The 22,461-nt window shown below is 43.2% G+C and carries 21 protein-coding genes; 10 read left to right on the top strand and 11 right to left on the bottom strand.

Features of this window, described 5'->3' with window-relative positions; translation table 11 throughout:
* Positions 1-48: 48 nt before the first annotated feature.
* Positions 49-279 (bottom strand): cbb3-type cytochrome oxidase assembly protein CcoS, encoded by a 231-nt coding sequence (gene ccoS / locus RT422_RS03765; RefSeq protein WP_007117308.1) that lies wholly within the window; start codon positions 277-279, stop codon positions 49-51.
* Between the two features lie 285 nt (positions 280-564).
* Between ccoS and RT422_RS03760 the strand changes: the two genes are divergently transcribed.
* Entirely contained in the window at positions 565-888 is a 324-nt protein-coding gene (locus RT422_RS03760; RefSeq protein ID WP_313421342.1) for a rhodanese-like domain-containing protein, read from the top strand.
* Between the two features lie 9 nt (positions 889-897).
* Here the strand turns inward: RT422_RS03760 and RT422_RS03755 are convergent, their stop codons facing one another.
* The 5 genes from RT422_RS03755 to lipA all read right to left on the bottom strand — a co-directional run bounded on the left by RT422_RS03755 (position 898) and on the right by lipA (position 5,489).
* Positions 898-1,575 (bottom strand): YdcF family protein, encoded by a 678-nt coding sequence (locus RT422_RS03755; RefSeq protein ID WP_313421341.1) that lies wholly within the window; start codon positions 1,573-1,575, stop codon positions 898-900.
* Positions 1,550-2,659, bottom strand: coding sequence for a UDP-N-acetylmuramate dehydrogenase (gene murB / locus RT422_RS03750; protein ID WP_313421340.1), 1,110 nt, complete (start codon positions 2,657-2,659; stop codon positions 1,550-1,552). Before murB ends, RT422_RS03755 begins: the two co-directional genes overlap by 26 nt.
* Before the next feature lie 125 nt (positions 2,660-2,784).
* Positions 2,785-3,219, bottom strand: a complete 435-nt coding sequence (locus RT422_RS03745) for an RNA-binding S4 domain-containing protein (protein WP_144917770.1) — start codon at positions 3,217-3,219, stop codon at positions 2,785-2,787.
* 196 nt (positions 3,220-3,415) lie between these two features.
* Positions 3,416-4,303, bottom strand: a complete 888-nt coding sequence (locus RT422_RS03740) for an alpha/beta hydrolase (protein WP_313421339.1) — start codon at positions 4,301-4,303, stop codon at positions 3,416-3,418.
* A 112-nt stretch (positions 4,304-4,415) separates the two neighbouring features.
* Entirely contained in the window at positions 4,416-5,489 is a 1,074-nt protein-coding gene (gene lipA, locus RT422_RS03735) for a lipoyl synthase (protein WP_313421338.1), read from the bottom strand.
* A gap of 390 nt (positions 5,490-5,879) precedes the next feature.
* Between lipA and acnB the strand changes: the two genes are divergently transcribed.
* Positions 5,880-8,480, top strand: a complete 2,601-nt coding sequence (acnB, locus tag RT422_RS03730; RefSeq protein ID WP_313421337.1) for a bifunctional aconitate hydratase 2/2-methylisocitrate dehydratase — start codon at positions 5,880-5,882, stop codon at positions 8,478-8,480.
* Positions 8,481-8,644: 164 nt separating this feature from the next.
* Here the strand turns inward: acnB and dinB are convergent, their stop codons facing one another.
* Positions 8,645-9,700, bottom strand: a complete 1,056-nt coding sequence (gene dinB / locus RT422_RS03725) for a DNA polymerase IV (protein ID WP_313421336.1) — start codon at positions 9,698-9,700, stop codon at positions 8,645-8,647.
* Between the two features lie 400 nt (positions 9,701-10,100).
* Here dinB and RT422_RS03720 point away from each other — a divergent pair, with 400 nt between their 5' ends.
* Together RT422_RS03720 and RT422_RS03715 are read left to right on the top strand one after the other, a co-directional pair.
* Positions 10,101-11,102, top strand: a complete 1,002-nt coding sequence (locus tag RT422_RS03720) for a TerC family protein (RefSeq protein ID WP_313421335.1) — start codon at positions 10,101-10,103, stop codon at positions 11,100-11,102.
* A 95-nt stretch (positions 11,103-11,197) separates the two neighbouring features.
* Positions 11,198-11,677: a YqhA family protein gene (locus RT422_RS03715; protein ID WP_313421334.1), complete on the top strand. Its 480-nt coding sequence runs from the start codon at positions 11,198-11,200 to the stop codon at positions 11,675-11,677.
* 128 nt (positions 11,678-11,805) lie between these two features.
* Here RT422_RS03715 and RT422_RS03710 read toward each other — a convergent pair whose 3' ends face one another.
* Together RT422_RS03710 and RT422_RS03705 are read right to left on the bottom strand one after the other, a co-directional pair.
* Entirely contained in the window at positions 11,806-12,993 is a 1,188-nt protein-coding gene (locus RT422_RS03710; RefSeq protein WP_313421333.1) for an aspartate aminotransferase family protein, read from the bottom strand.
* An 82-nt stretch (positions 12,994-13,075) separates the two neighbouring features.
* Positions 13,076-13,288 (bottom strand): DNA gyrase inhibitor YacG, encoded by a 213-nt coding sequence (locus RT422_RS03705; protein WP_284034145.1) that lies wholly within the window; start codon positions 13,286-13,288, stop codon positions 13,076-13,078.
* Positions 13,289-13,378: 90 nt separating this feature from the next.
* Here RT422_RS03705 and RT422_RS03700 point away from each other — a divergent pair, with 90 nt between their 5' ends.
* Positions 13,379-14,017: a methyltransferase domain-containing protein gene (locus tag RT422_RS03700; protein ID WP_313421332.1), complete on the top strand. Its 639-nt coding sequence runs from the start codon at positions 13,379-13,381 to the stop codon at positions 14,015-14,017.
* Here the strand turns inward: RT422_RS03700 and RT422_RS03695 are convergent.
* Positions 14,014-14,958 carry an RDD family protein gene (locus RT422_RS03695; protein WP_313421330.1) on the bottom strand — a complete coding sequence of 315 codons (945 nt, stop codon included), beginning with the start codon at positions 14,956-14,958 and terminating at the stop codon, positions 14,014-14,016. The genes RT422_RS03700 and RT422_RS03695 overlap by 4 nt on opposite strands.
* 300 nt (positions 14,959-15,258) lie before the next feature.
* Here RT422_RS03695 and RT422_RS03690 point away from each other — a divergent pair, with 300 nt between their 5' ends.
* From RT422_RS03690 to RT422_RS03675, 4 genes are all read left to right on the top strand, one after another.
* Positions 15,259-16,173 carry a DUF3025 domain-containing protein gene (locus tag RT422_RS03690; protein WP_313421329.1) on the top strand — a complete coding sequence of 305 codons (915 nt, stop codon included), beginning with the start codon at positions 15,259-15,261 and terminating at the stop codon, positions 16,171-16,173.
* Positions 16,174-16,381: 208 nt separating this feature from the next.
* Positions 16,382-16,666, top strand: a complete 285-nt coding sequence (locus RT422_RS03685) for a hypothetical protein (RefSeq protein WP_313421328.1) — start codon at positions 16,382-16,384, stop codon at positions 16,664-16,666.
* A gap of 221 nt (positions 16,667-16,887) precedes the next feature.
* On the top strand, positions 16,888-18,774 hold the full coding sequence (gene mnmG, locus RT422_RS03680; RefSeq protein ID WP_313421327.1) for a tRNA uridine-5-carboxymethylaminomethyl(34) synthesis enzyme MnmG: 1,887 nt from the start codon (positions 16,888-16,890) through the stop codon (positions 18,772-18,774).
* An 83-nt stretch (positions 18,775-18,857) separates the two neighbouring features.
* On the top strand, positions 18,858-19,814 hold the full coding sequence (locus RT422_RS03675) for an AEC family transporter (protein WP_313421326.1): 957 nt from the start codon (positions 18,858-18,860) through the stop codon (positions 19,812-19,814).
* A 36-nt stretch (positions 19,815-19,850) separates the two neighbouring features.
* On the opposite strand, the gene RT422_RS03670 is transcribed toward RT422_RS03675, so the two are convergent.
* A complete protein-coding gene (locus RT422_RS03670; RefSeq protein WP_313421324.1) occupies positions 19,851-21,887 on the bottom strand; it encodes a DUF4105 domain-containing protein in 2,037 nt (678 codons plus the stop codon).
* 252 nt (positions 21,888-22,139) lie between these two features.
* On the opposite strand from RT422_RS03670, the gene RT422_RS03665 reads away from it, so the two are divergent.
* Positions 22,140-22,430, top strand: coding sequence for a YeaC family protein (locus RT422_RS03665; RefSeq protein WP_036595824.1), 291 nt, complete (start codon positions 22,140-22,142; stop codon positions 22,428-22,430).
* Positions 22,431-22,461 lie beyond the last annotated feature (31 nt).

Here is a 22,461-nt window from a genome sequence, read left to right as displayed (position 1 = left end):
ATTAATCAATAGAAAGAAATCAGCAGGAAGAAAGATAACACCCACGCGTTATTTTTGCTCGTCAGTAGGGTCTTGTATTTTTGGGGGATGAGAAGATGAAGGCTTGGCGGGATTTTGCCCCAATTGTTCGCGGCGAAATTGTCTGTCATCCAAAATGACCCGCTGAGATTCATTGTCCAAATCGTCAAATTGGCGTGATTTGATGGCGTAATAAATCGCAAAAATACCCAATACAAATAGCACTAGACTAATAGGAATCAAAAAATACATGCTTTGCATCGGGCATCCCCATTACTTGGCGTAACAAACGAATTAAGTTAAAAAAACCATTATACGCTTATTTTGGCATAAATAAATGCGGCAAAATGTCGCAGCGTTGCCTGAGTAATTCATGAGTAATCAAAGAGTCATCCAGTAGCCGAATGTATGCTTACAAAACAAACACATGGGTTGCAAATCAAAGCAACTCAGTGATTTGAGTGCGAATAATGGATGCTATAATGATAACAGGTTAAACATTGAGGTTTAACTTGGTTTTAAAACTCAAAATTCTACAAGGAAATTATGATGTTGATGCCTAAAATCTTTAAGCTTTCAAAGAAACAGTTGCTTGCCTTAGGCGCGGCTGTCATGGTTGGCGCATTATTGATGCCAACAGCAAACGCGGCGACAGTAGTTATTGATGTGCGTACCCCAGAGGAGTATTCTGTAAATCATCCCGCAGGTGCCATTAATATTCCACACAGTGAATTACTTGCCAAAATAACGGCGCAAGGCATTGCCAAATCAGATACCATTAAAGTGTATAGCCGTGGTGGCGGTCGTGCCCAACAAGCCAAATCTGCTTTGCAATCAGCTGGCTACACCAATGTCGAGATTCAAAAATAAGTTATTTATTTATGTATTGGTCGGTTGGCAGTCGTATTGGGGTTTGACAAGATCGCGAGCGAATGCCAACAATTCATACAAGGCGCGTCTTGAGTGCTGCAAATTCTGATCAAAATGCTGCCAATCATTTGCCTTTGGTAATGGGGCGATACTTGGGACAGTAGCCATACCATTAATGGCAAACTGCCGTCTTGAGCGGTTCATGTGATACGCATCGGTCACCAAAATTACCTGTTTGACATTGACCATTTCTGCGGTGTATTTTGCATTTTGACAGGTGTTAAAGCTGTTTTTTTCTGCCACGACCCACATAATGCCTTTTTTTTGTAGCCATTTTGCCATCCATGGCGCCTCCTTACCACTGACGATGGTGGGTAAGCCAGTCTGCTGATATACTTGGCTGGCTTTAATCAATCGACTTTCGGTAAATTGATTAATCACAATCTCATTTTGCTGGTTATTGGTTAATCCGCCACCTAACACCACAATCGCCGTTGCAGGATTGACGCTCACCGCCGATTCTGGCAGGCGATAGCAATCTAAGATAAACAATACGATGCTAGAAAACAGGGGTGTGAAAAAACTGAGTGTGATTAAACACCCCACCAATACAACAACGGTCAAAATTCGTTTAATGGTTGAAAAAAATCGCTCAAGGTAATTAATGAGCTTGGCGAATGCTACCATCAGATTCAATCCAAACCGGTTCAGCTTCCAATTTTATCCCAAATTTATCCAATACAGTCTGCTGTATAAATTGCATACTTTTGGCAACATCACGCTGCGTCGCAACTTTTGGCGCATGATTAGTCAATACTAGGGCTTGTTTTACATGAGTTAAAATCGGTGCAATGCCTTTACCCTTAAGCCCTGATTGGTCAATAAGCCAGCCCGCTGCAACTTTACAGTAATCGGTCAAATTGCCTTGGGCATCTTTGATAGGATAATGCACCAGATTGGGATAGCTCTGAAGTAACTGGTCAACTTGAGATTTGGCGACAATGGGGTTTTTAAAAAAGCTACCACAGTTGGGCAAGTCATTGGTATCGGGCAGTTTACTTTGACGAATGTCGATGATGGCGTTCATGGTATCCACGGGTGTGACTTCATCGCGACCTGCTAGGCTTGCATAATGCTGTGCAACTTTTGCCACATCCCCATACTGGGTATTGGGTTTAGCAGTTTTACTGAGGGTAAAAATGACGCTGGTAATAAGCCACTGTCCTGCTTGCTGTTTAAACAGGCTGTCACGGTAGCTAAATTGGCAATCAGCGTTGCTTAGATGATGCCACGTTAAACTCGGTATATGAAACGCTTTTACACTGTGTATCATATCTTCAGCTTGTACCCCGTACGCACCGATGTTTTGTACGGGACTACCACCGACCCAGCTTGGGATTAACGCCAAATTTTCTAGTCCATACCAACCTTGATGGACCGTGTCTACCACGAGTTTATGCCAATCCTCGCCAGCCATCACCTCAAGGGTTATTGTTTGGCTATCTTCAGACAGGATAGTCTTACCTTTAAGACTGGGTGACACGACAACCGCGTCCAACACTTCGGGCAAAATGATATTACTGCCATTAGATAGCACAACAAATGCTTGTTGATGGGCTACCAGTTGTTTAAAAGTCGGCTCAATATCAGACAGATGAGTTAAACGAATAAATTGTTTGGCTTGACAGGCTAATGCCATGGTATTGTATGCGCTAATATCCACATAGCTAGCATTAGCCTGCACAGGGTTAGGTTCAAAAAAATTGGTCATAAAATATCGTTAATAATCGGCAGAGTTGCTCATCGCCAGTGCAATGACTAGTGCAATGATAAAGTGCTTATTATAACGAAATCTCAAAGGGAAAATCGGGATTTTTATGACCCCATGACAGCCAATTAAAAACCTTCTTCATCACTGCCAAAATGGTTAATATCCCTAAAACGGCTTAGCTGACGACGCTGTTTTTTATTTGGGCGATGATCGGGGCGGGCAAGATTGGCAAGTTTTTTTTGTTCGGTGAAAAATTCTCGTTGACTGATACTGGCATCGGTCTCTTGATAAAGCACACTGGCGGCAGTGGCATTGCCACGCACTTCAGACAGCGCCAGCACATTAACCGTCTTTTGGGTGTAATGATTGGCTGACCCTTGGCGAATGGTCAATTCATCGCCCACCGCTATTTCTTTACTAACCTTGACGCGATTGCCAAAATGGTGTACCCGTCCCGATTCAATCGCTTCCTTGGCTAGGGTGCGGGTTTTATAAAACCTTGCTGCCCATAGCCATTTATCTAAACGCACTTTAATTTTATCAGTTGTACTCAATGACATTTCCTATAGCTTAACTCCATGAATAACTTTAGATTAAATGGTTGTTTTTTCAAATCTTTCAATATGTCACATCGATATTTCTAACAAGCAACTGGCGTGTCAAAACGAGGCTAATAGTCTATTCGTCATGACAGTTATAAAACGCTGCTTAAACACTGAAAAGTCAGACTCATTAGTAAGGCTCAGGGATTTTAAGCTAATTGATATGGTGAGTGAGCCAAGTCAAAATATCGTCATACACTTGTTGGTGATTAGGCTCTAGCAAGATTTCGTGGCGCATCGTTGCATATTGCTGCATGCTAACCGAGGGAAAGTTATTTTTTTGCAAACGTTTGACAATACGCGGAATGCCTTTTCCCATCTGCCCAACAGGGTCATCTTTTCCGCTGACAAATAGCAGCGGTAACTGCCGGGGTACTTGTTGATACCAATGCTTATTGGTGCCTGCTTGCATCAACGACATGAGGGCAAAATAGCCATTGTTGGTAAACTGAAAGCCGCAAAGCTTGTCATCAAGGTAGGCTTTTACTTGCTTAGGATCTGAATTGAGCCAATTAAACCCTTGTAAATCGGGTTCTTTTCTAAAGGGTAGATTATTAAATTGGTTTAAAATCTTATCCAGTACCGGATTGGTGCGGCGCGTGGTAAAGTGATTAAGGTTTTTGGTTACAGGGACAAACAAGTTTGCCAATGGATTAAAATCTGAGGTACCCATAATTATTGCGCCCGCAAATCGCTCACCATAGCGCTGCAGAATACAGCGAACGATAAATGACCCCATACTGTGACCCAAGATAAAATGGGGGAGGTCGGGGTATTTTCCAGCGATTAACTCTGCATGCGCCATTACATTGTCAATCATCAACTCTGCAGGATTGGGGTTGCCCATATAGCCTAAGCAACCATTGTCATAGGCTTGCTGTCCATGACCTAAATGGTCAAACGTTAACACCGCAATATCATGATTTGCTAAGAATTGCGCAAAGGGTTGGTAGCGCCCTTGGTGTTCTGCCATGCCATGCACGATTAGTAAAGTGGCAACGGGCGTCACCTTAGGCAGATAGAATGTGTAGTTGTTATTCATCGCAAATTTCCTGTGAGTTATTTTATGATTAGAGTAGCATAAAAAAGCCGTCATCAGACGGCTTTAAATCAACGCACAAATTCACAAATCAATGTACATATCAACGCACAAATCAACAGCCTGATTTTTTCATATCCGCTTCTGATAACGGATTGGCACCACGGGTAGGGCGCGGGCAAGGCTCACCATAGTATTGACGATCGGCAAAATAGCTTGAGCGCACCATCGGGCCTGCCCAAATATTTGCAAAGCCCAATTTTTTACCGTGTGCAGTATAACGGTCGAATTCATCAGGATGCACAAATCTATCAACTGGGGCGTGCGATTTGCTTGGCTGCAAATATTGACCGATGGTAATTAAATCGACATCATGCGCCTTTAAATCATCGAGTAAGGCATAAACTTCTTCTTCGGTCTCGCCAAGACCCACCATAAAACCACATTTGGTGACGATATCAGGGCGACGCGCTTTGTAATCTTTTAACAGCTGTAATGAGTGCTGATAATCCGACCCTGGGCGAAACGCTTTATACAAACGTGGCACGGTTTCGATATTATGGTTAAATACGTCAGGCGCTGTGTCACTCAAGATATCAAGTGCCACTTGCTCACGACCGCGAAAATCAGGGACTAAAATCTCAATCAAACAATTAGGGCTTAACTGACGAGATTCTTTAATGACATTGGCAAAATGTTCCGCGCCGCCGTCACGCAAATCATCTCGGTCAACCGAGGTAATCACCGCATATTTTAACCCTAAACCGGCAATGGTCTCAGCCGTGTGAATCGGCTCAAGCTCATCGAGCGCATTGGGGCGACCATGCGCCACATCGCAAAATGGGCAGCGACGGGTACAAATATCTCCCATAATCATAAAGGTCGCGGTGCCATCACCAAAACATTGGGGAAGGTTAGGGCAAGCCGCTTCTTCACACACCGTATACAGCTTTTGTTCACGCAAGGTTGATTTAATGCGCGCCACTTCACTCGGCGAGGACAGCTTGACGCGAATCCAGTCAGGTTTTTTTGGGGTTTCTACCGTTGGGATGATTTTAATCGGAATACGGGCAACTTTATCATGGCCACGTAGTTTTTCACCCACTTCAGGACGTTTTGGCTTTTCACGAGCGATGGGTCTATCGGTGCGCGGCGTTGAAGGGGCAAAAGTTTGTACAGTGTCGGTCATTGCTATGATTAATCCTTGAATTCATTTAGCAGATTTTAGGGGGTTATTATAACAGAAATCTAGGCTGACGAATTTAAACTATTTTGGGATAAGCTTTGTTGTTTAAAGTACAGAGCCAAAGTTATTTTTCATCCTAGTAAAAAAAGCGATAATCGGCTAAAACGCATTTATTAAAAATTATTGGGCTATTTTTTTAAAAAATAATGGCTATGTTAACAAAAACGTATTTTCTCATTAACATTTCATCACATTTCAAGTATATTAGAAGGGTTAAATTTTTTAGCCAAAGCCATGCTGGCTAGTAGCCATTTCAAAATTCAACTGTGTTGTGAAGAGGGCTTGCAGACGCATGGTTAACACAATAATCTTACATGACTATGAGGACGATTCATGCTAGAGAACTATCGTAAACACGTCGAAAATCGTGCGGCACAGGGTATTGTGCCACAGCCACTTAACGAACAGCAAACGGCTGATTTGGTCGAATTATTAAAAAATCCACCAGCGGGTGAAGAAGCGACACTTATAGACTTATTAGAAAACCGTATTCCACCTGGGGTTGACCAAGCAGCGTATGTTAAAGCGGCATTTCTAGCAGCCATCGTTAAAGGCGAAACCACTTCTCCCCTGATTTCAAAACTAAAAGCGATTGAATTATTGGGTCATATGCAAGGTGGCTACAACGTTGAACCATTAATCCAAGCATTAGACGACAAAGAATTGGCGAAAGCTGCGGGCGACGCGCTGAAAAAAACCTTACTGGTATTTGATGCCTTTAATGATGTCACTGAAAAAGCGGAAGCGGGCAATGAAGTGGCCAAAGAAGTGTTACAATCTTGGGCAAACGCCGAATGGTTCACCAGCCGTCCAGAAGTGCCAAAAAAAGCCACTTACAAAACCTTCAAAGTCACCGGTGAAACCAATACCGATGATTTGTCACCTGCCCAAGATGCATGGTCACGTCCAGACATCCCACTGCACGCATTAGCCATGCTAAAAAATGCGCGTGAAGGTATTGTGCCAGACCAAGACGGCGTGATTGGCCCGATGAAACAAATCGAAGAGATGAAAAAAGACGGTATTCCATTGGCATATGTGGGTGATGTGGTCGGTACCGGTTCAAGCCGTAAATCAGCGACTAACTCGGTATTGTGGTTAATGGGTGATGATATCCAAGGCGTGCCAAACAAACGTGCCGGCGGCCTGGTATTGGGTGGTAAAATCGCACCGATTTTCTTCAACACCATGGAAGATGCGGGCTCATTACCTATCGAAGTGGATGTTAGCAAACTTAACATGGGTGATGTATTTGATATCTACCCACATGACGGCAAAATTACCAAACATGATTCTGACGAAGTGCTCGCAACTTTTGAATTAAAATCACCAACGCTCCTCGATGAAGTGCGTGCCGGTGGTCGTATTCCATTGATTGTAGGTCGTGGCTTGACCAACAAAGCCCGTGAATATTTAGGTTTGGGCGCGTCTGACATTTTTGCAAAACCAGAACAACCTGCAGACACCGGTAAAGGCTATACTTTAGCGCAAAAAATGGTCGGTAAAGCCTGTGGCGTAGAAGGTATTCGTCCTGGTGCCTACTGTGAACCAAAAATGACCACCGTGGGTTCGCAAGATACCACAGGTCCTATGACCCGTGACGAATTAAAAGACTTGGCTTGTTTAGGCTTCTCTGCAGATTTGGTCATGCAATCATTCTGTCATACGGCAGCCTATCCAAAACCAATCGATGTAGAAACTCAGCACACACTCCCTGACTTCATCATGAATCGTGGCGGTGTATCATTACGTCCAGGTGATGGTATTATTCACTCATGGCTCAACCGTATGCTATTGCCTGATACCGTTGGTACGGGTGGTGACTCACATACTCGCTTCCCAATGGGTATTTCATTCCCAGCAGGTTCAGGTCTAGTGGCGTTTGCTGCAGCAACCGGTGTGATGCCATTAGATATGCCAGAATCAGTTCGTGTACGTTTTGTCGGTGAAATGCAGCCTGGTATCACCTTGCGTGACTTGGTACATGCGATTCCTTACCAAGCTATCAAAGAAGGGTTATTGACCGTTGAGAAAGCCGGTAAGAAAAACGTATTTAATGGCCGTATCCTAGAAATCGAAGGTTTAGAAGACTTAACCGTTGAACAAGCATTCGAATTATCAGATGCCTCTGCCGAACGTTCAGCCGCAGGTTGTACTATTACCTTGTCTGAAGAGTCAGTAAAAGAATACCTAACGTCAAACATCACCCTACTCAAATGGATGATTTCTGAAGGTTATGGCGATGCGCGTACGATTGCACGCCGTATCAAAGGTATGGAAAGCTGGCTTGCCAACCCAACATTATTACGTGCTGATGCAGATGCAGAATATGCTGCTGACATCACTATCGATATGAGCGCCATCAAAGAACCAATTCTTTGCTGTCCAAACGACCCAGATGACGCCAAAACTTTGGCTGACGTTGCCGGCGACATGATTGATGAAGTATTCATCGGTTCATGTATGACCAACATCGGTCACTTCCGTGCAGCGGGCGCGTTGCTCAAAGAAGTACCTGCGGGTAGCTTAAGCACACGTCTATGGATTGCACCACCCACTAAAATGGATGCACGCCAATTGATGGATGAAGGTCTATACAATGTCTATGCACAAGCGGGCGCACGTACTGAAATGCCAGGTTGTTCACTGTGTATGGGTAACCAAGCGCGTATCGCACCAAAATCAACGGCTGTATCAACTTCGACCCGTAACTTCCCGAACCGTTTAGGTCAAGGTGCCAACGTGTACTTGGCTTCTGCCGAGTTGGCGTCGGTGGCTGCGGTACTTGGTAAGCTACCTACCAACGAAGAATATCAACAATATGCTGGTAAGCTCAACAGCATGTCAGCCGATATCTACAAATACTTAAACTTCGACCGTATGAGCGAGTATACTGAAGAAGCAAATAAAATTAACGTAGCACAGCTTACCTAACCATCGTTAGATTAAAGTTAGACTCATCTAATTTTAATTAAGTAGGATAACAATAAAGTAAGACCCTGCAATATAGCAGGGTTTTGCTGTTGTTAGGTTTTATATAAAAATTATTTAAACGGTCACATACAAAAATATCTTGGCAAAATTTGGTTTATAGTGGCTTACAATAATGGCATCTGTGTTGGGGCTTCAGCTTGCAGCAAATTTGAATAAGTTACCCCAACCAAACGCACGGGTAAAAGTTTTGGGGTATGGTCGTATAGCCATTGAATCCAATAATGGGCATCAGATTCCTGCTCAAAGTGGGAGGAAATACTATGAGAGCGGGTAGTCACACTAAAATCGCTGTATTTGATTTTAATGGTGATGGTGCGGGCTTTACGCTGCTTTTTTTGTAAATCTTTAAACGCTTGGCTATTTTCGCGATATAGGGCAGCCACAATGACTTTATCATCCATGGTATTGTGGACAAACGTTGTCTCAGAACCGACAGATTTATGGTTGCGCTCAGCTTTAACCTCTCGATTATCAATACCGTGGGCAATCTGGTGAAAGAAATCACCCCGTTTGCCAAAGCGTTGTTTTAATACGTCCGCTGGGGTATTGCGTAAATCCAATCCTGTAAATATACCCATGTCATGCAACATTTTGACGGTGGCTTTGCCAATCCCGTGAAATTTTTTTACCGGTAAATTGGCGATAAAGTCCAATCCTTGCTCGGGTGTAATCACCGCGATACCGTTGGGTTTATTTAAATCTGACGCGATTTTGGCAAGCATTTTGTTATAAGACACGCCTGCTGAAGCGGTCAATTGCGTTTGTCGCAAAATCTGTTGGCGAATGCGATTGGCGATTAGCGTCGCAGAATTTTTTTCATACGGGCTATCGGTCACATCCAGATACGCCTCATCGAGTGATAAAGGTTCGACCAGTAGCGTATATTGGTGCATGATGGCACGAATTTGCTCACTAACTTCACGATACACCTCAAAGCGTGGTTTGACAAAAATTGCTTGGGGGCACAGTTGGCGGGCTCGATAGCATGACATGGCAGAATGCACACCAAACTTGCGTATCTCATAACTTGCTGCTGCGACGACACCGCGCCCATTGGGATCACCGCCAACCACCAATGGTTTACCTTGTAACTCAGGATTATCCCGTTGCTCAACACTGGCAAAGAACGCATCCATATCGATATGAATAATTTTACGCATGGTTGTTAGTTTACCATCCTAACTGTATGGGGGAAGTATTTAATTAACTGTCTAAACGCTTAATACGCTAGCTAATTTAAACAATAAATTCAAAACGTACTGATTGATAAATTCAATTGATAAGTCGTCGTTAATCTGCTACATTATCGCTATCAAGGGGAGTAACTTCTCACTTCACCAGTTTGTGATTTATCGTCATTACGTAAGTAGCCGCTTACCGGTAAATCAGCTATTTTTTAGCCATATATTGAGCTAATTATCAAATAGTAAGCCAGACCTTGACTTAACACAACCACATATTTGGTCGGTGTGAGTCAAGGTTTTTTTGTGCTTAGCGTTTTTCCAAAATCCTTTGACTTATTGCCAACCATAGTTTGTAAATACACACTAAGGAGCGATAATGTTACTTGCAGCAGTGAATCAAATGACAGAACCCGTGAGCATTGGCAGTCCCATGCTATATGCTGTGTTCTTTGCTATCGTAGCGATACTGTTATTGGTTGATTTTTTTACCTTTAAAACCCCAAAAAATGGCGAAGCGGTTTCGATGAAACAAGCGGGTATTTGGAGTGCCATTTGGGTGGGCGTGTCTGTGCTGTTTGCAGGCGCTCTATGGTGGTATCTATCACAAAATTTTGGCGGTGCTATCGCCACTCAAAAAGTGGGCGAGTTTTTTACAGGATATCTACTGGAAAAATCGCTCGCCATTGATAACGTCTTTGTATGGTTGATGATTTTTGCGGCGTTTGCGGTGTCGCCTGCGATGCAACGGAAGATTTTACTGTACGGGGTGATTGGTGCGATTGTCATGCGGACGGTGATGATTTTTGCAGGGGCTTGGCTTGTCACGGAGTTTAGCTGGATTTTATATATTTTCGGTGCGTTTTTGCTGTACACGGGTGTAAAAATGTGGCAAAACCACGATGAGCAAGAAGACCCGAAGCAATCAGGCTTATATAAGTTTTTACAAAAACATCTGAAAATCAGCGATGACAGTCATGATGCGTCAGGTCAAGAGCGGTTTGTGTTGGTGAAAAATGGCGTTAAATATTTTACCCCGTTAGCGGTGGTGCTGATTTTGGTTGAATTGTCCGATGTGATTTTTGCGGTGGATTCGATTCCTGCAATTTTTGCGGTCACTACCGACCCGTTTATTGTTTTGACGGCAAACTTGCTGGCTATTTTGGGTCTACGGGCGATGTTCTTCTTGTTATCGGGTTTGGCGGATAAATTCCATTTATTGCCTTATGCGCTTAGTGTCATCTTGGTGTTTATTGGCGCAAAAATGCTACTGCTTGATGTGTTCCATGTGCCGATGGCTATCTCGTTAGGCTTTATTGCCGCTGTGCTAACAGTGACAGCGATTTTATCGGTAAAATTTCCGAATTTAGGTAAAGCATAATCTGGGTAAAAGATAGCCCCTGTGGCAATTACAAAATCCCCATACTAAAATTTGAGTGTGATAAAATAAGCCTTTTTGATAAAGGCTTATTTTTTATGATTGAAAAACTGTTTAAAAATAGCCGTTATTTGGTGTTTCTAACCATTATGGTCAGTTTAGTATCTTCGGTCACGCTTTATATGGCGTCCTTAAATATTATCTTTCATATACTCTCTGACTTTTTTACCAATCCCACCGTCAAACCATTAGATGGGCAAATTTTGGCGGTCAATCTATTAAAAACATTGGATATTTTACTCATTGCATTGAGTTTTCAAATGATTGCCATCGCCAATTATCGTTTATTTATTTCCAATAAACCTGCCCAAGAATCGCGTTTTCTCACCGTGTTAGGCATCAAAGATTTTCATGACTTAAAGATTAACTTGATGCAAGTATCGATGATTATTTTAGTGATTTTGTTTTTGGAGCAAGCGGTTGAAGGTGGCGCAAATATCAATACCTTTTTATATGGTGCATCCATTGCGATGGTTGTCATTGCGATGGTATGGGCGATTAAAAGCTTGCGACATTAATCGGCAAATCTATGATTGGTTGCCAACTTCTTTGCCAATAGTGGGCTTGCCAATTAAGATGCCATCAAACGGTCTTTGGCGGTGCAAGCTTATTTTTCTAAAATCAAAAGACTCACTGATGGGTGAGTCTAATACAGGGCTGATTGGATAAGGTGAATGAGGCGCTCGCCGATTTGGGCGGTTTCATCGGCACTCATGTTGAGCGGTGGCAATAAACGAATGGCATTACCGCCTGCCACATTGATGATTAGATGATGATTGTCACGCGCTTTATCGACCAAGGTATCAAATGCAATGCCGCGATCCTGTGGCATCACCACCCCTAGCATCATGCCTGTTCCGCGTACAGTAACCCCTTGGCTGCCCAGCTCACTGGTGATTTGCTCAATCAACGCTGCGCTATTGCTAAGAGTAGTTGCCATCACATTTTCATCATCAATGACATCAATCACTTCACTAACCACACGGCAAGCAAGCGGCGTACCACCATACGTTGAGCCGTGCGAGCCATAACTAAAAATATCATTGGCTTTTGCGCTGGTCATGCAAGCACCCACAGGAAAACCATTCCCCAACCCTTTTGCTGTGGTTAAAATATCAGGTTTGATGGATGAATATTGATAAGCAAAGTATCGCCCCGTACGACCATTGCCTGTTTGCACCTCATCTAAAATCATTAATAAGTCATGGTCATCGCAAACTTTGCGAACTTGGGTTAAAAAATCAAAGCCATTGGCAGCGGTATTGACGCCACTTTCACCTTGGATAGGCTCAAGCATCACAGCGCAAACATTGTCGTTATCGGCAATCGCTTGGCTAATCGCTTCAATATCCCCAAAAGGCACACGAATAAAATCATCATCTAAGGTAAAAAATCCAGCTCTAGCCATTGGATTTGCGGTGGCGGATACCGTCAGTAGGGTACGTCCATGAAAGGATTTTTCCATCACAATCACTTTGGCTTGGGTTTGCCCACGATTTGATGCAAACAGTCGCGCCATTTTTAATGCTGCTTCATTGGCCTCAGCACCGCTATTGGCAAAAAACACTTTATCCATGCCTGCGACTTGGCATAACTTTTCACCCGCGCGCTCTTGCCAATCAATACCAAAAAGATTGCTAGTATGCACAAGCGTTGCGGCTTGATCGGCAATCGCAGCAGTGATACGCGGATGACAATGCCCCAGGCCACAGACAGCAATCCCTGTTAACGCATCCAAATACGGCGTTCCGTCAGCGGTATAAAGGTAACTACCTTGACCTTTGACAAAGCTAATGGGCTGGCGTTTATAGGTGGGGAGTAAATAAGAGCTCATGGGGATTCCTTTAATCATAGTTAGCGAATCATAGTTAGCAAATCATAGCTAGCGCAAAAATCACTAACCAATCAAATCTACGTTATTTAAAAGCGTCTAATTCGTCACTAAACGGGGTGTCTTCTCCACCGACTTTATAGTCCTCATTCGCCCAAGCGCCTAAGTCAATGAGCTTACAGCGTGCACTGCAAAATGGCTTGGTAGGATTATCTGCCCAAACGGTGGGTTTGCCGCAGCGCGGACAGGGGTAAGTTTTGACAGGTGCATTTGATGGGGTGTGCTCGGTTTTAGACATAAACAAAAGGTATTCTTAAAAATAGTGTATCGGATTATTTGCCATAGTATACTATAAATCCTTTTTTTTGGGCGAATCAAGCAACTGTTCATGCTAAGTCATCAATTTACCAGACCGTTTCAACCCGATCGTATCCGTCATCCTAGAGATTTTCAGCCACTTGCCGCAACATTTTGGCAGCAACCCGCCATTTTTCTTGAAATCGGTGCAGGGAAAGGCAAGCATGCCTTGAGTTTTGCCAGTGATAATGCCAATGCCCATCTCATCGCGATTGAACGTACGGCAGAAAAATATCAAGCCATGCAAAAAATGGCGAATCAAGCAAAGTTGTCTAATTTAACCACTATTCATGCCGATGCCATTGCTTGGGTCACCCATGCTGTACCCGCGCAAAGCTTGTCAGGGGTGTTTATTCTTTATCCCAATCCAGAACCGCATAATCCCAACCAACGCTGGCTCAACATGCCGTTTTTTGAGTGGTTGCTGTCTCGGTTAAAACCAGGTGGCGAGCTTATACTTGCCAGTAATATTGAAAGCTATATTGATGAAGCCGAGCATAAAGCACAGACGGTTTGGCAAGTACCGGTGGAGAAAACCCAAGTACCCAATGATAGTGAACGCACCCATTTTGAGGTGAAATACCTAGCGCGTGGCGAGGCGTGTTGGCAACTGACCCTAAAAAAACCGCATGGTTATACCACACGGTTTGATGATTTTAATTCACTTTAGTCAGGTTTTAACGCAAGGGGCGTGGTTTGGGTGTCATCGGCACGTACCACATAAGTTTTGGCGATTTTATCATGTAAGCTTAATCGCTCTTTGCTGGTGAGCATCATGACCAAATCAACGACTAACACAACCAAACCAAAGATGGATAAAGAGTAAGCCAATGTGGTAAATAACCCACGCATAATGATTAAGTTAAAAAATCCAGGAATGGCATTGGATTGGCGATCCAAAATACGTATGCCCATTATCATCTTACCGATAGTCTGACCACGGCGCATCAATAATAGGACTTGCGCAATCATTAAGCCCCATACCAAAATATTGGTCAACAACAATATGTGCTCAGGTAATGCTGACATGAGTTCCATCTGCTGGGCAGATGTCAATCGGGTTTGTCCTGCTTCTGCCCATTTGAGTAACTTATCAAAATTTGGGCTGTTATACAGGGAGATGAACAGGGGCGACGACGCCAATACCATAAGCAGGGTATCTACCAATTTTGCTGCGATACGACTACCGATGCTGGCAAGGTCTAATTGTTTTTTGGCATGAGCAATGTCTTGGTTTGAGCTAAGTTTTTTGGTCAATGTGACCTTGGTAGGGTTAGGAGATTTGTGCGGGTTATTCGCTGAATACCGATCCCAAACATTCTCAGCGTCTTCTGAAGGCGATATAGGATTAGGCGTGTTGTTAATAATATAATCTGCTTCATCAGAGGCGGGCTGCTCGCGTTGGTGGGTATCGACTGGCAAGCTTTCATCCATCGTTGGACGGTAAAAAAATTGCCCATCCGTCATCGCATTGACTGTGTTCCAGTTATCCATCCCTTGATGCCACATCAAATCAGTGAGTAACACTTGCCCTGTCGCAAGCATTTGATTGAGTTGTTCAAGGGTATAAGGGCCGGCTTGCACATTATTGCGAGCTAGAAAAATATGCATGTAATAACTCTACTTCTACTGGGTGGTAAAATTTGAATGACTGTATCTTATTATATGATGTTTTGCAACATCGTGCTAAAAATCGCTTATTATGCAAAACAGGTTATACAAGGCATGCTATTCAAAAAATTGCGATATCCTTATGGATTGAGGTCAACAGTATCTAAACCATTAGCTATGATTGGGTGGTAATGATTGGTAGGTGGTAATTATCTATTATAGGGTTAACCAAAAGTGTGCTAATATTTTTGGTTTAGCCTACGCTTATTTTTCTTATTCTTATATTGTCAGATTGTATTTATGTCAGCAACTCATCCCACCAACGCCAGCATTGATTTTGATAAACCTTGGTATCACTATTTGACTTATTTTCCGAATTTTCCCAAGCTTGACGCAAAACATACTCATGCCCCTGCTATCAATATTGTTGAAAAATTGAATGCTGGTTTGGATAGATATGAGCATGTAAACGACAGCCGTATAGGCAATTTTGAAAAATTACCCATTCGCTTTGTTGAGCAAGCGTGTCTGCCTGAGGGTGAGGCTTATGAGAGTTTTATTGCCAACACAGGTAAAATTCCAACCCGTGACAATCACCATGATTTGCTGAACGGTTTAATTTGGCTAAACTTTCCGCAGTCCAAAGCGGTATTTAACGAACGCCATGCCAAAGATATTTTGCGACATGGTATTCATAACGCCAGAACAGCGCTGCGTAATGCGTTAACGGTATTTGATGAAAATGGCGGCATTGTGGTGAGTTCAGATAGACTATTGCTTGAACAGTTACAAGCATTTAAATGGAAAACGGCTTTGGTCACGCATAGAACAAATTGGTTGGGTCAACATCGTACCATTGCCTTTTTTCCATTTGGTCATGCCCTGCTTGAAAAATTGGTTAACCCAAGAAAAAATATCACCAGTCATACCTTGCTGATTTTAGTAGATGAGGGTTGGTTTGAGCAATCTATAGACAGTCAGAGAAACCAGCTTGATACGGCAATCGCTAAGCTATTCCACCAAATGGCAATGCCAAATTTGGCGGATAATGCAGTTAAGCTATCATCCAAAAGCTTTCAGCCGTTACCTGTGATGGGTATCCCTGGCTATAGTGATGACAATGTGATACCAGCATTTTATCAAGATGAGGCTGTTTTTAGGGGTCCAAGAGCGTTTAGCGCGCCTATTTTTTCATTAAATGACTGGTTACACTAGTGAACAGACAATTTATAGCATTAGCTATAGAGGCGCATGGCAAGTTCATTTAATCGACATTTAAATAGGGGTGTTGGTGATTACCCAGTCTATGAATCTTGCTTGATAAAAGCCGGTTAATCCGTTAGCATTAAAGCAATCTCTAGTTCATCCAGTCGCATTTATTGATGAAACTCATAATTACTAATAAAAATATTGGAGCATCGGCATGACCACCAAAGTTGTCAAAATCGACAGTAAAGTTCGTATGATTACAGGTAAATTAGCCCCTCATCTTGAAATTCAGTGGGAACATTATACCTTAGCAGAATTACAAGCATTGCTTGAAACGGTGGTTCGTTTTGAAATTGAGCACAACTTTCGTCGTCATAAAGATTATAAAGATAGCAAAGGCGCTAATATCCAAGTGTTTAATGATGCCAACGAACTCAAAGTCGCGAGTTTAAAAGACGAATTACTAATCATCCGCGATAGCCAAATCGATTCACAATAACGATTCACAATGACTATGCATCCGCGAATCAATCAAAATCCAAGCCGAATGACTTGGATTTTTTTATGAGTTAGATTTTTTCGTCATGTGGTTAGTGATTGTTGAAGCAAACTTATCGCCTTAAACGCTCAATGATTGGCATTGATAAAAAAATAATCGATAGCCGTCTAAGCATGGTATAATTGTCAGTTTTTATTGACAAGCGAATGATGGGTGACACGATGAAATACCCTAAAATCTACGACGTAATTGTGATTGGTGGCGGTCATGCTGGCACAGAAGCGGCGCTAGCTGCTGCACGCATGGGTCAACAGACGCTGTTATTGACGCATAATATTGAAACCTTGGGACAGATGAGCTGTAATCCTGCGATTGGCGGGATTGGCAAGTCACATTTGGTGCGTGAAGTCGATGCGTTGGGCGGCGCTATGGCGCTTGCCACCGACAAAGCAGGGATTCAGTTTCGTGTGTTAAATAGCCGTAAAGGTGCCGCTGTCCGTGCTACACGTGCGCAAGCAGACCGTATTTTATATAAAGCGGCGATTCGCCATACCTTAGAGAATCAGCCAAACTTGGATATTTTCCAACAAGCGGCGGATGATATTTTGGTTGAAACTGGCAAAGCGGTAGCTGTTGTTACCCAATCAGGGATTGAATTTGCTTGCGGGGCAGTGGTGTTGACCTCTGGCACTTTTTTAGGTGGTACTATTCATATTGGACTAGAAAACCACAAAGGGGGACGTGCAGGCGATCCGCCTTCTATCCGTTTGGCAGATAGATTGCGTGAACTCAAGCTGCCGGTTGGACGTTTAAAAACAGGCACGCCACCACGCATTGATGCGCGCACGGTAGATTTTAGTGTCATGACCGTGCAGCCAGGGGATACACCACTGCCCGTCATGTCGTATTTGGGTGATGTGTCCATGCATCCGCGCCAAATCAACTGCTACATCACCCATACCAATGAACGCACCCATGACATTATCCGCAGTGGGCTGGACCGCTCACCCATGTATTCAGGCGTGATTGAAGGCATTGGTCCCCGTTATTGCCCATCGATTGAAGATAAAATTCATCGATTTGCTGATAAAGACAGCCATCAGATTTTTATTGAGCCTGAAGGGTTGACCACCCATGAGCTTTATCCCAATGGGATTTCAACGAGTTTACCATTTGATATTCAGTTGGCTTTAGTCCGCTCGATGAAAGGACTGGAAAACGCGCACATCTTGCGTCCTGGCTACGCGATTGAATACGATTATTTTGACCCACAAAATCTTAAACCAAGCCTTGAGACCAAATCGATTGATAACCTATTTTTTGCCGGTCAAATCAATGGAACGACAGGGTATGAAGAAGCCGCTGCGCAAGGTATCTTAGCTGGCTTAAATGCCGCACGTCGCACCCAAGGACTGGATGCTTGGACACCGCGCCGCGACCAAGCCTATATCGGTGTGTTGGTAGATGATCTCATCACCAATGGCACCAAAGAGCCGTATCGTATGTTTACCAGTCGTGCCGAATACCGTCTGCTACTGCGTGAAGACAATGCCGATCAACGCTTGACAGAAATTGGTCGTGATTTAGGACTGGTGGACGATGCGCGCTGGCAAGTGTATAGCGATAAAATGACAGCGATTGAGCAAGAAACTGCACGTTTACGCTCGCTTTGGGCAACGCCCACTAATACACTGGGTCAATCATTTATCGATAAAACCGGCGAAGTACTGACCAAAGAGAATAACGCGCTTGATTTGTTAAAACGCCCGAACGTGTCATTTGATGATATTAGCGAATTGACCCAATCGCCCGTGTCTGCCGAAGTGGGTGAGCAAATAGAAATTGGTGTCAAATACGCCGGTTATATCGATCGTCAGCAAGTTGAAATCGGTCAGATGAAAAAACTTGAACACACGCTGATTCCAGACGATTTTACTTATCATGATATCTCTGGGCTTTCCAATGAAATCGTGCAAAAACTTGAAAAAGTGCGCCCAACCACGCTTGCCCAAGCCAGTCGCATTAGCGGCGTCACGCCAGCTGCGGTACAGCTTTTGGCAATGATGATTAAAAAAAGCAAAAAAGCGCGTGAAGTGCTAAGCTCTTAACTTTAGACCATGCTACATAAGTCCCATGGTATTGGTATGTGCCAAACTTGGGACTTTTTTATTTTCTACTCAAAAAAATTATTATGCTAACTGCCTTCCTCTTTGCGCTAAAAATTACCTTGCCCAACATCTTGCTGATGTTATTGGGGGTGATGATGCAAAAAAAACAAACCATCAACCAGTCGTTTGTTGAAATCGCCTCTGATATGGTTTTTAACTATTGCCTGCCATGTTTACTGTTTTTTAGTATTCTAAAAAGTGACATTCATTTTGCGGAGCAGGTCGATTTGATTAAATCGGGATTGATGGTCACTTTTGGACTGTTTTTTCTCGGTGAGCTATTCGCCTATTTTTTTGTCAAAGATAGCCGCGATAAAGGTGTGTTTGTGCAAGGTGTCTTTCGCAGTAACATGGCGATTATGGGGCTGGCGACTGTGACCAACGCCTATGGTAGTCAAGGCGTGAGTATCGGTGCGGTTTATATGGGTCTGTTAACCATTGTGTATAATGTGTTGTCTGTGATTAGCCTAAGCAGAAATGACAACAGCAGCCAAGGCGTGGTTAAAAAGGCCATCACCATGACCAAAAAAATCGGGCAAAATCCGTTAATTATCGCATTGGTATCAGCGTTTGCTTATAAGTTATTGCAGCTGCCGATGCCGCCTGAATTTATCATCAAAACAGGCGAGTTATTGGCGGCGGTAGCGTTACCGTTGGCTTTGATTTGTGCAGGCGCGACACTCGATATCAAGTCGATGCTCAATATGACAGGTGTGTCTATGCAGGCAAGCATCGGTCGAATTATCGTGGCGCCTATCACCGCGGTCGTGGTAGGTAGCTTAATGCAGTTATCACCGATACAAATGGGCGTGATGTTTATTATGGTGACATCGCCTGTTGCTGCTGCCAGTTATGTGATGGCTCGCAGCATGGGCGGCAATGAAATATTAGCGGCCAATATTTTAGGATTTACCACCGTGTTTTCCATGTTTAGTCTAGCCATCGGCATGGCATTGTTACGCCATTTTGGCTTGGCTTAGCACAAAATTGGCTAGGCGTAGATTATTCGAAGTAGATTATTCAAAATAGTGTAGCCATTTTAGCGCAACTTCATCAACGTTATCGATAATGTCGGACTTCGGCAGCCATTCACGGCTAGCGGTGACCCGAATCGCATTGGTTTGATTGATATCATATTGACTACCAATACTGATTTTAGGCTGCCAATAGCTTTCATTATCACTATCGCCACTTATCCAAAATGGCAGTGTTAATTCCGATATCGCGCGCCAATTTGGACGCAATTCTGCATTGCACCCAATATTGACGCCAAGCCCAGCACGATAACCATGATATAAGCCCTTACCAAACTGGGCTGCAATAGTACCCAAGCCATAGCAAATATTGGCGGGCATATCGCCTGTGTTTGGGGCAGCGCTACCTAGTGCCACGCTTTTACCAAATTCACCGCTGATATTTGCGACCAAATGATTGTCTGTAGTGCTGTGGTCATCTTTGTTGCTACTGCTAGTACCCTTGATACCGTCAAAGACTCGCTGCAAACCAATATTGCCACCCCATGAAATACCTTTTTTTGCGCTATTAATCGGATGCAATGAACGCACATCAAATAATCCTAGCTGCTCAAGTTGCACGGTATCTTGGTGGTCGGCGTTGTCATTGATGCTAAGACCCATACTCAATGCCGTCAGTTGTGAGCCTAAGGGATAGCCATCAATTTTATCCAATGCATCACGATACACCATGCGGTAATTTAAAGTGATAGCCTGGTTGCTGTCTAACTTAGGTCGTCCACTGACCCTATCAAACGACTGCTGACTGACCCCAATATCAAATCGACTTAAAGGATTAGCCAGTTCAGGATTGTCGCGGCTAGGCAATATCTGAGAACTTAACGCTATATCTTGATGGGGATTGTTAAAAGCCTTGGGATGATTTGCCGCGTTGGGGGCGTTTAATTGCGCTTGCACAACAGTCGGTGTTGAAGGACTAAAATTGGTAGAGCGAATCAAATTTTCATGGTTTAACATCCGTACCACTTGGGCAGGGGAAACCATCGGGGAGTCAGTGACTAAAAAATTTTTATCAGGAAAAATAGAATTTAGTAACACCAAAATTTCAGAGGCGCAGTTATCGGATAACAGGTAATAGGGCAAATTTTGGTCTTTGATTTCCCAAGTTCGATAGGCAAGTTGTTTAACCTGTTTATCAGTAAGATTGAGCTGATATTGCCATACATTGCGCCCATCATCTTGCAAATATTCTTTGATACCTTGCTGATAATTGGTCATGGTAAATTCGCCCGCATTGCCACCGATAGTAGATTTGTAAGCAAATTTTAAAAAATGCTCACCGTCGGTGACTTTTGGGGTGAAGTTTAAATAGTATTGATTGCTAAGGTCGGCATTATCAAATCGCAAAAAACTATGGGCAAACGCAGACGGTGGACTATCTAAATACTCACTGGCAAAAATTAATGAGACGGATTGGGGATTGATTTTTTGTAGCCATGAATCGAGCGCATCACAATGTTGATGGGGTAGGCTTGAGGTATCGATGGCTAAGTTTTCAATGAGCCACTGTGTACGAGCGGGAAAGCGACATTGGACAGAGGCATTATTTTTTTTGGTAGGGTGAAATAACTGTGTGAGGATTTCATCAAGTTCTGCTTGGGGATTTTTGGCGCCTTGCGCGCTGGCAAAAAATTGTCGTTGGCTCGCTTGTGAGTTAAAACGATTGTTGACCCGACTTTCAAAGGGCTGTTTTGTGGTGACTGTTTCAGGATAATACAATAATCGCAGCCACGCTTTTTGCGCAGCTAAGTTTTGCTTATGGGCTGATGCTAATGCCGTTTGCAGCGTTTGGGTAGTGGCAATAGGCGTCGGCGTAGATAGGGCTGTATGTGACAAAAATTGCTGAGCTGGCGCAGGTGATACATGTGACACAGGCGCTGCTAAAGCATAATGTTGAGCAGATATTAGGCTTAATACAAAGACTGCTTGAGCCAACTGCTTTTGAGTAAAAGCTGTTTTCTTTTGATTAAAAACACGGGTTACAGCGTGTTGATGATAGCTGTATTTGAGAGAGTTCATATCATTGCTCTATTTTATAAGGTAAATTTTTATAAGGTAAGTTTTCACAACTTTTGATAAGCAAAGCATATAATATCTGTGTGAAAATTAACATTGCCCAATTTGTAATCACATCATTGTAGGCAGCTAGCCGACTGTAAGACAACTTGCCAAATAGATTTTATCCGCTTAATTTGCTATAATTTTTTAATTATTTAGCAAAATTTTTTTAAACTATTCTGATTTATTGAAGGGTATAAGGACAATTCAGTCATGGATAAACAAGCGATTTTATCAGCGTTAACGCCTGAAATTGTTGAAAAATTTCGTCAAGCGATTTCGCTTGGCAAATGGGAAGATGGTCGAAAGTTGACGGAAGAACAGCGTCAAACTTGTATGCAAGCGGTGATGGTGTGGGAGCATGAATTTTTGGGCGTCGAAGAGCGCACTGGCTATATTCATCGCCCAAAAAAAGCGGCAGAAGACTGTGATATCGGTCATGATCATCACTACCCAAATAAACCGCAGGACGAGGACGGTGAAAAACCGATTAAATTTAGTTAGGCGATAAAAAAGGCGAGTTCATTATCTCGCC

This window comes from Moraxella sp. CTOTU49803 (assembly GCF_032097965.1).
GTDB classification, from domain to species: domain Bacteria; phylum Pseudomonadota; class Gammaproteobacteria; order Pseudomonadales; family Moraxellaceae; genus Faucicola; species Faucicola tetraodonis.
The sequence above is the reverse complement of the archived record's forward strand: the minus strand, read 5'-3'. Positions and strand labels throughout refer to the sequence as shown.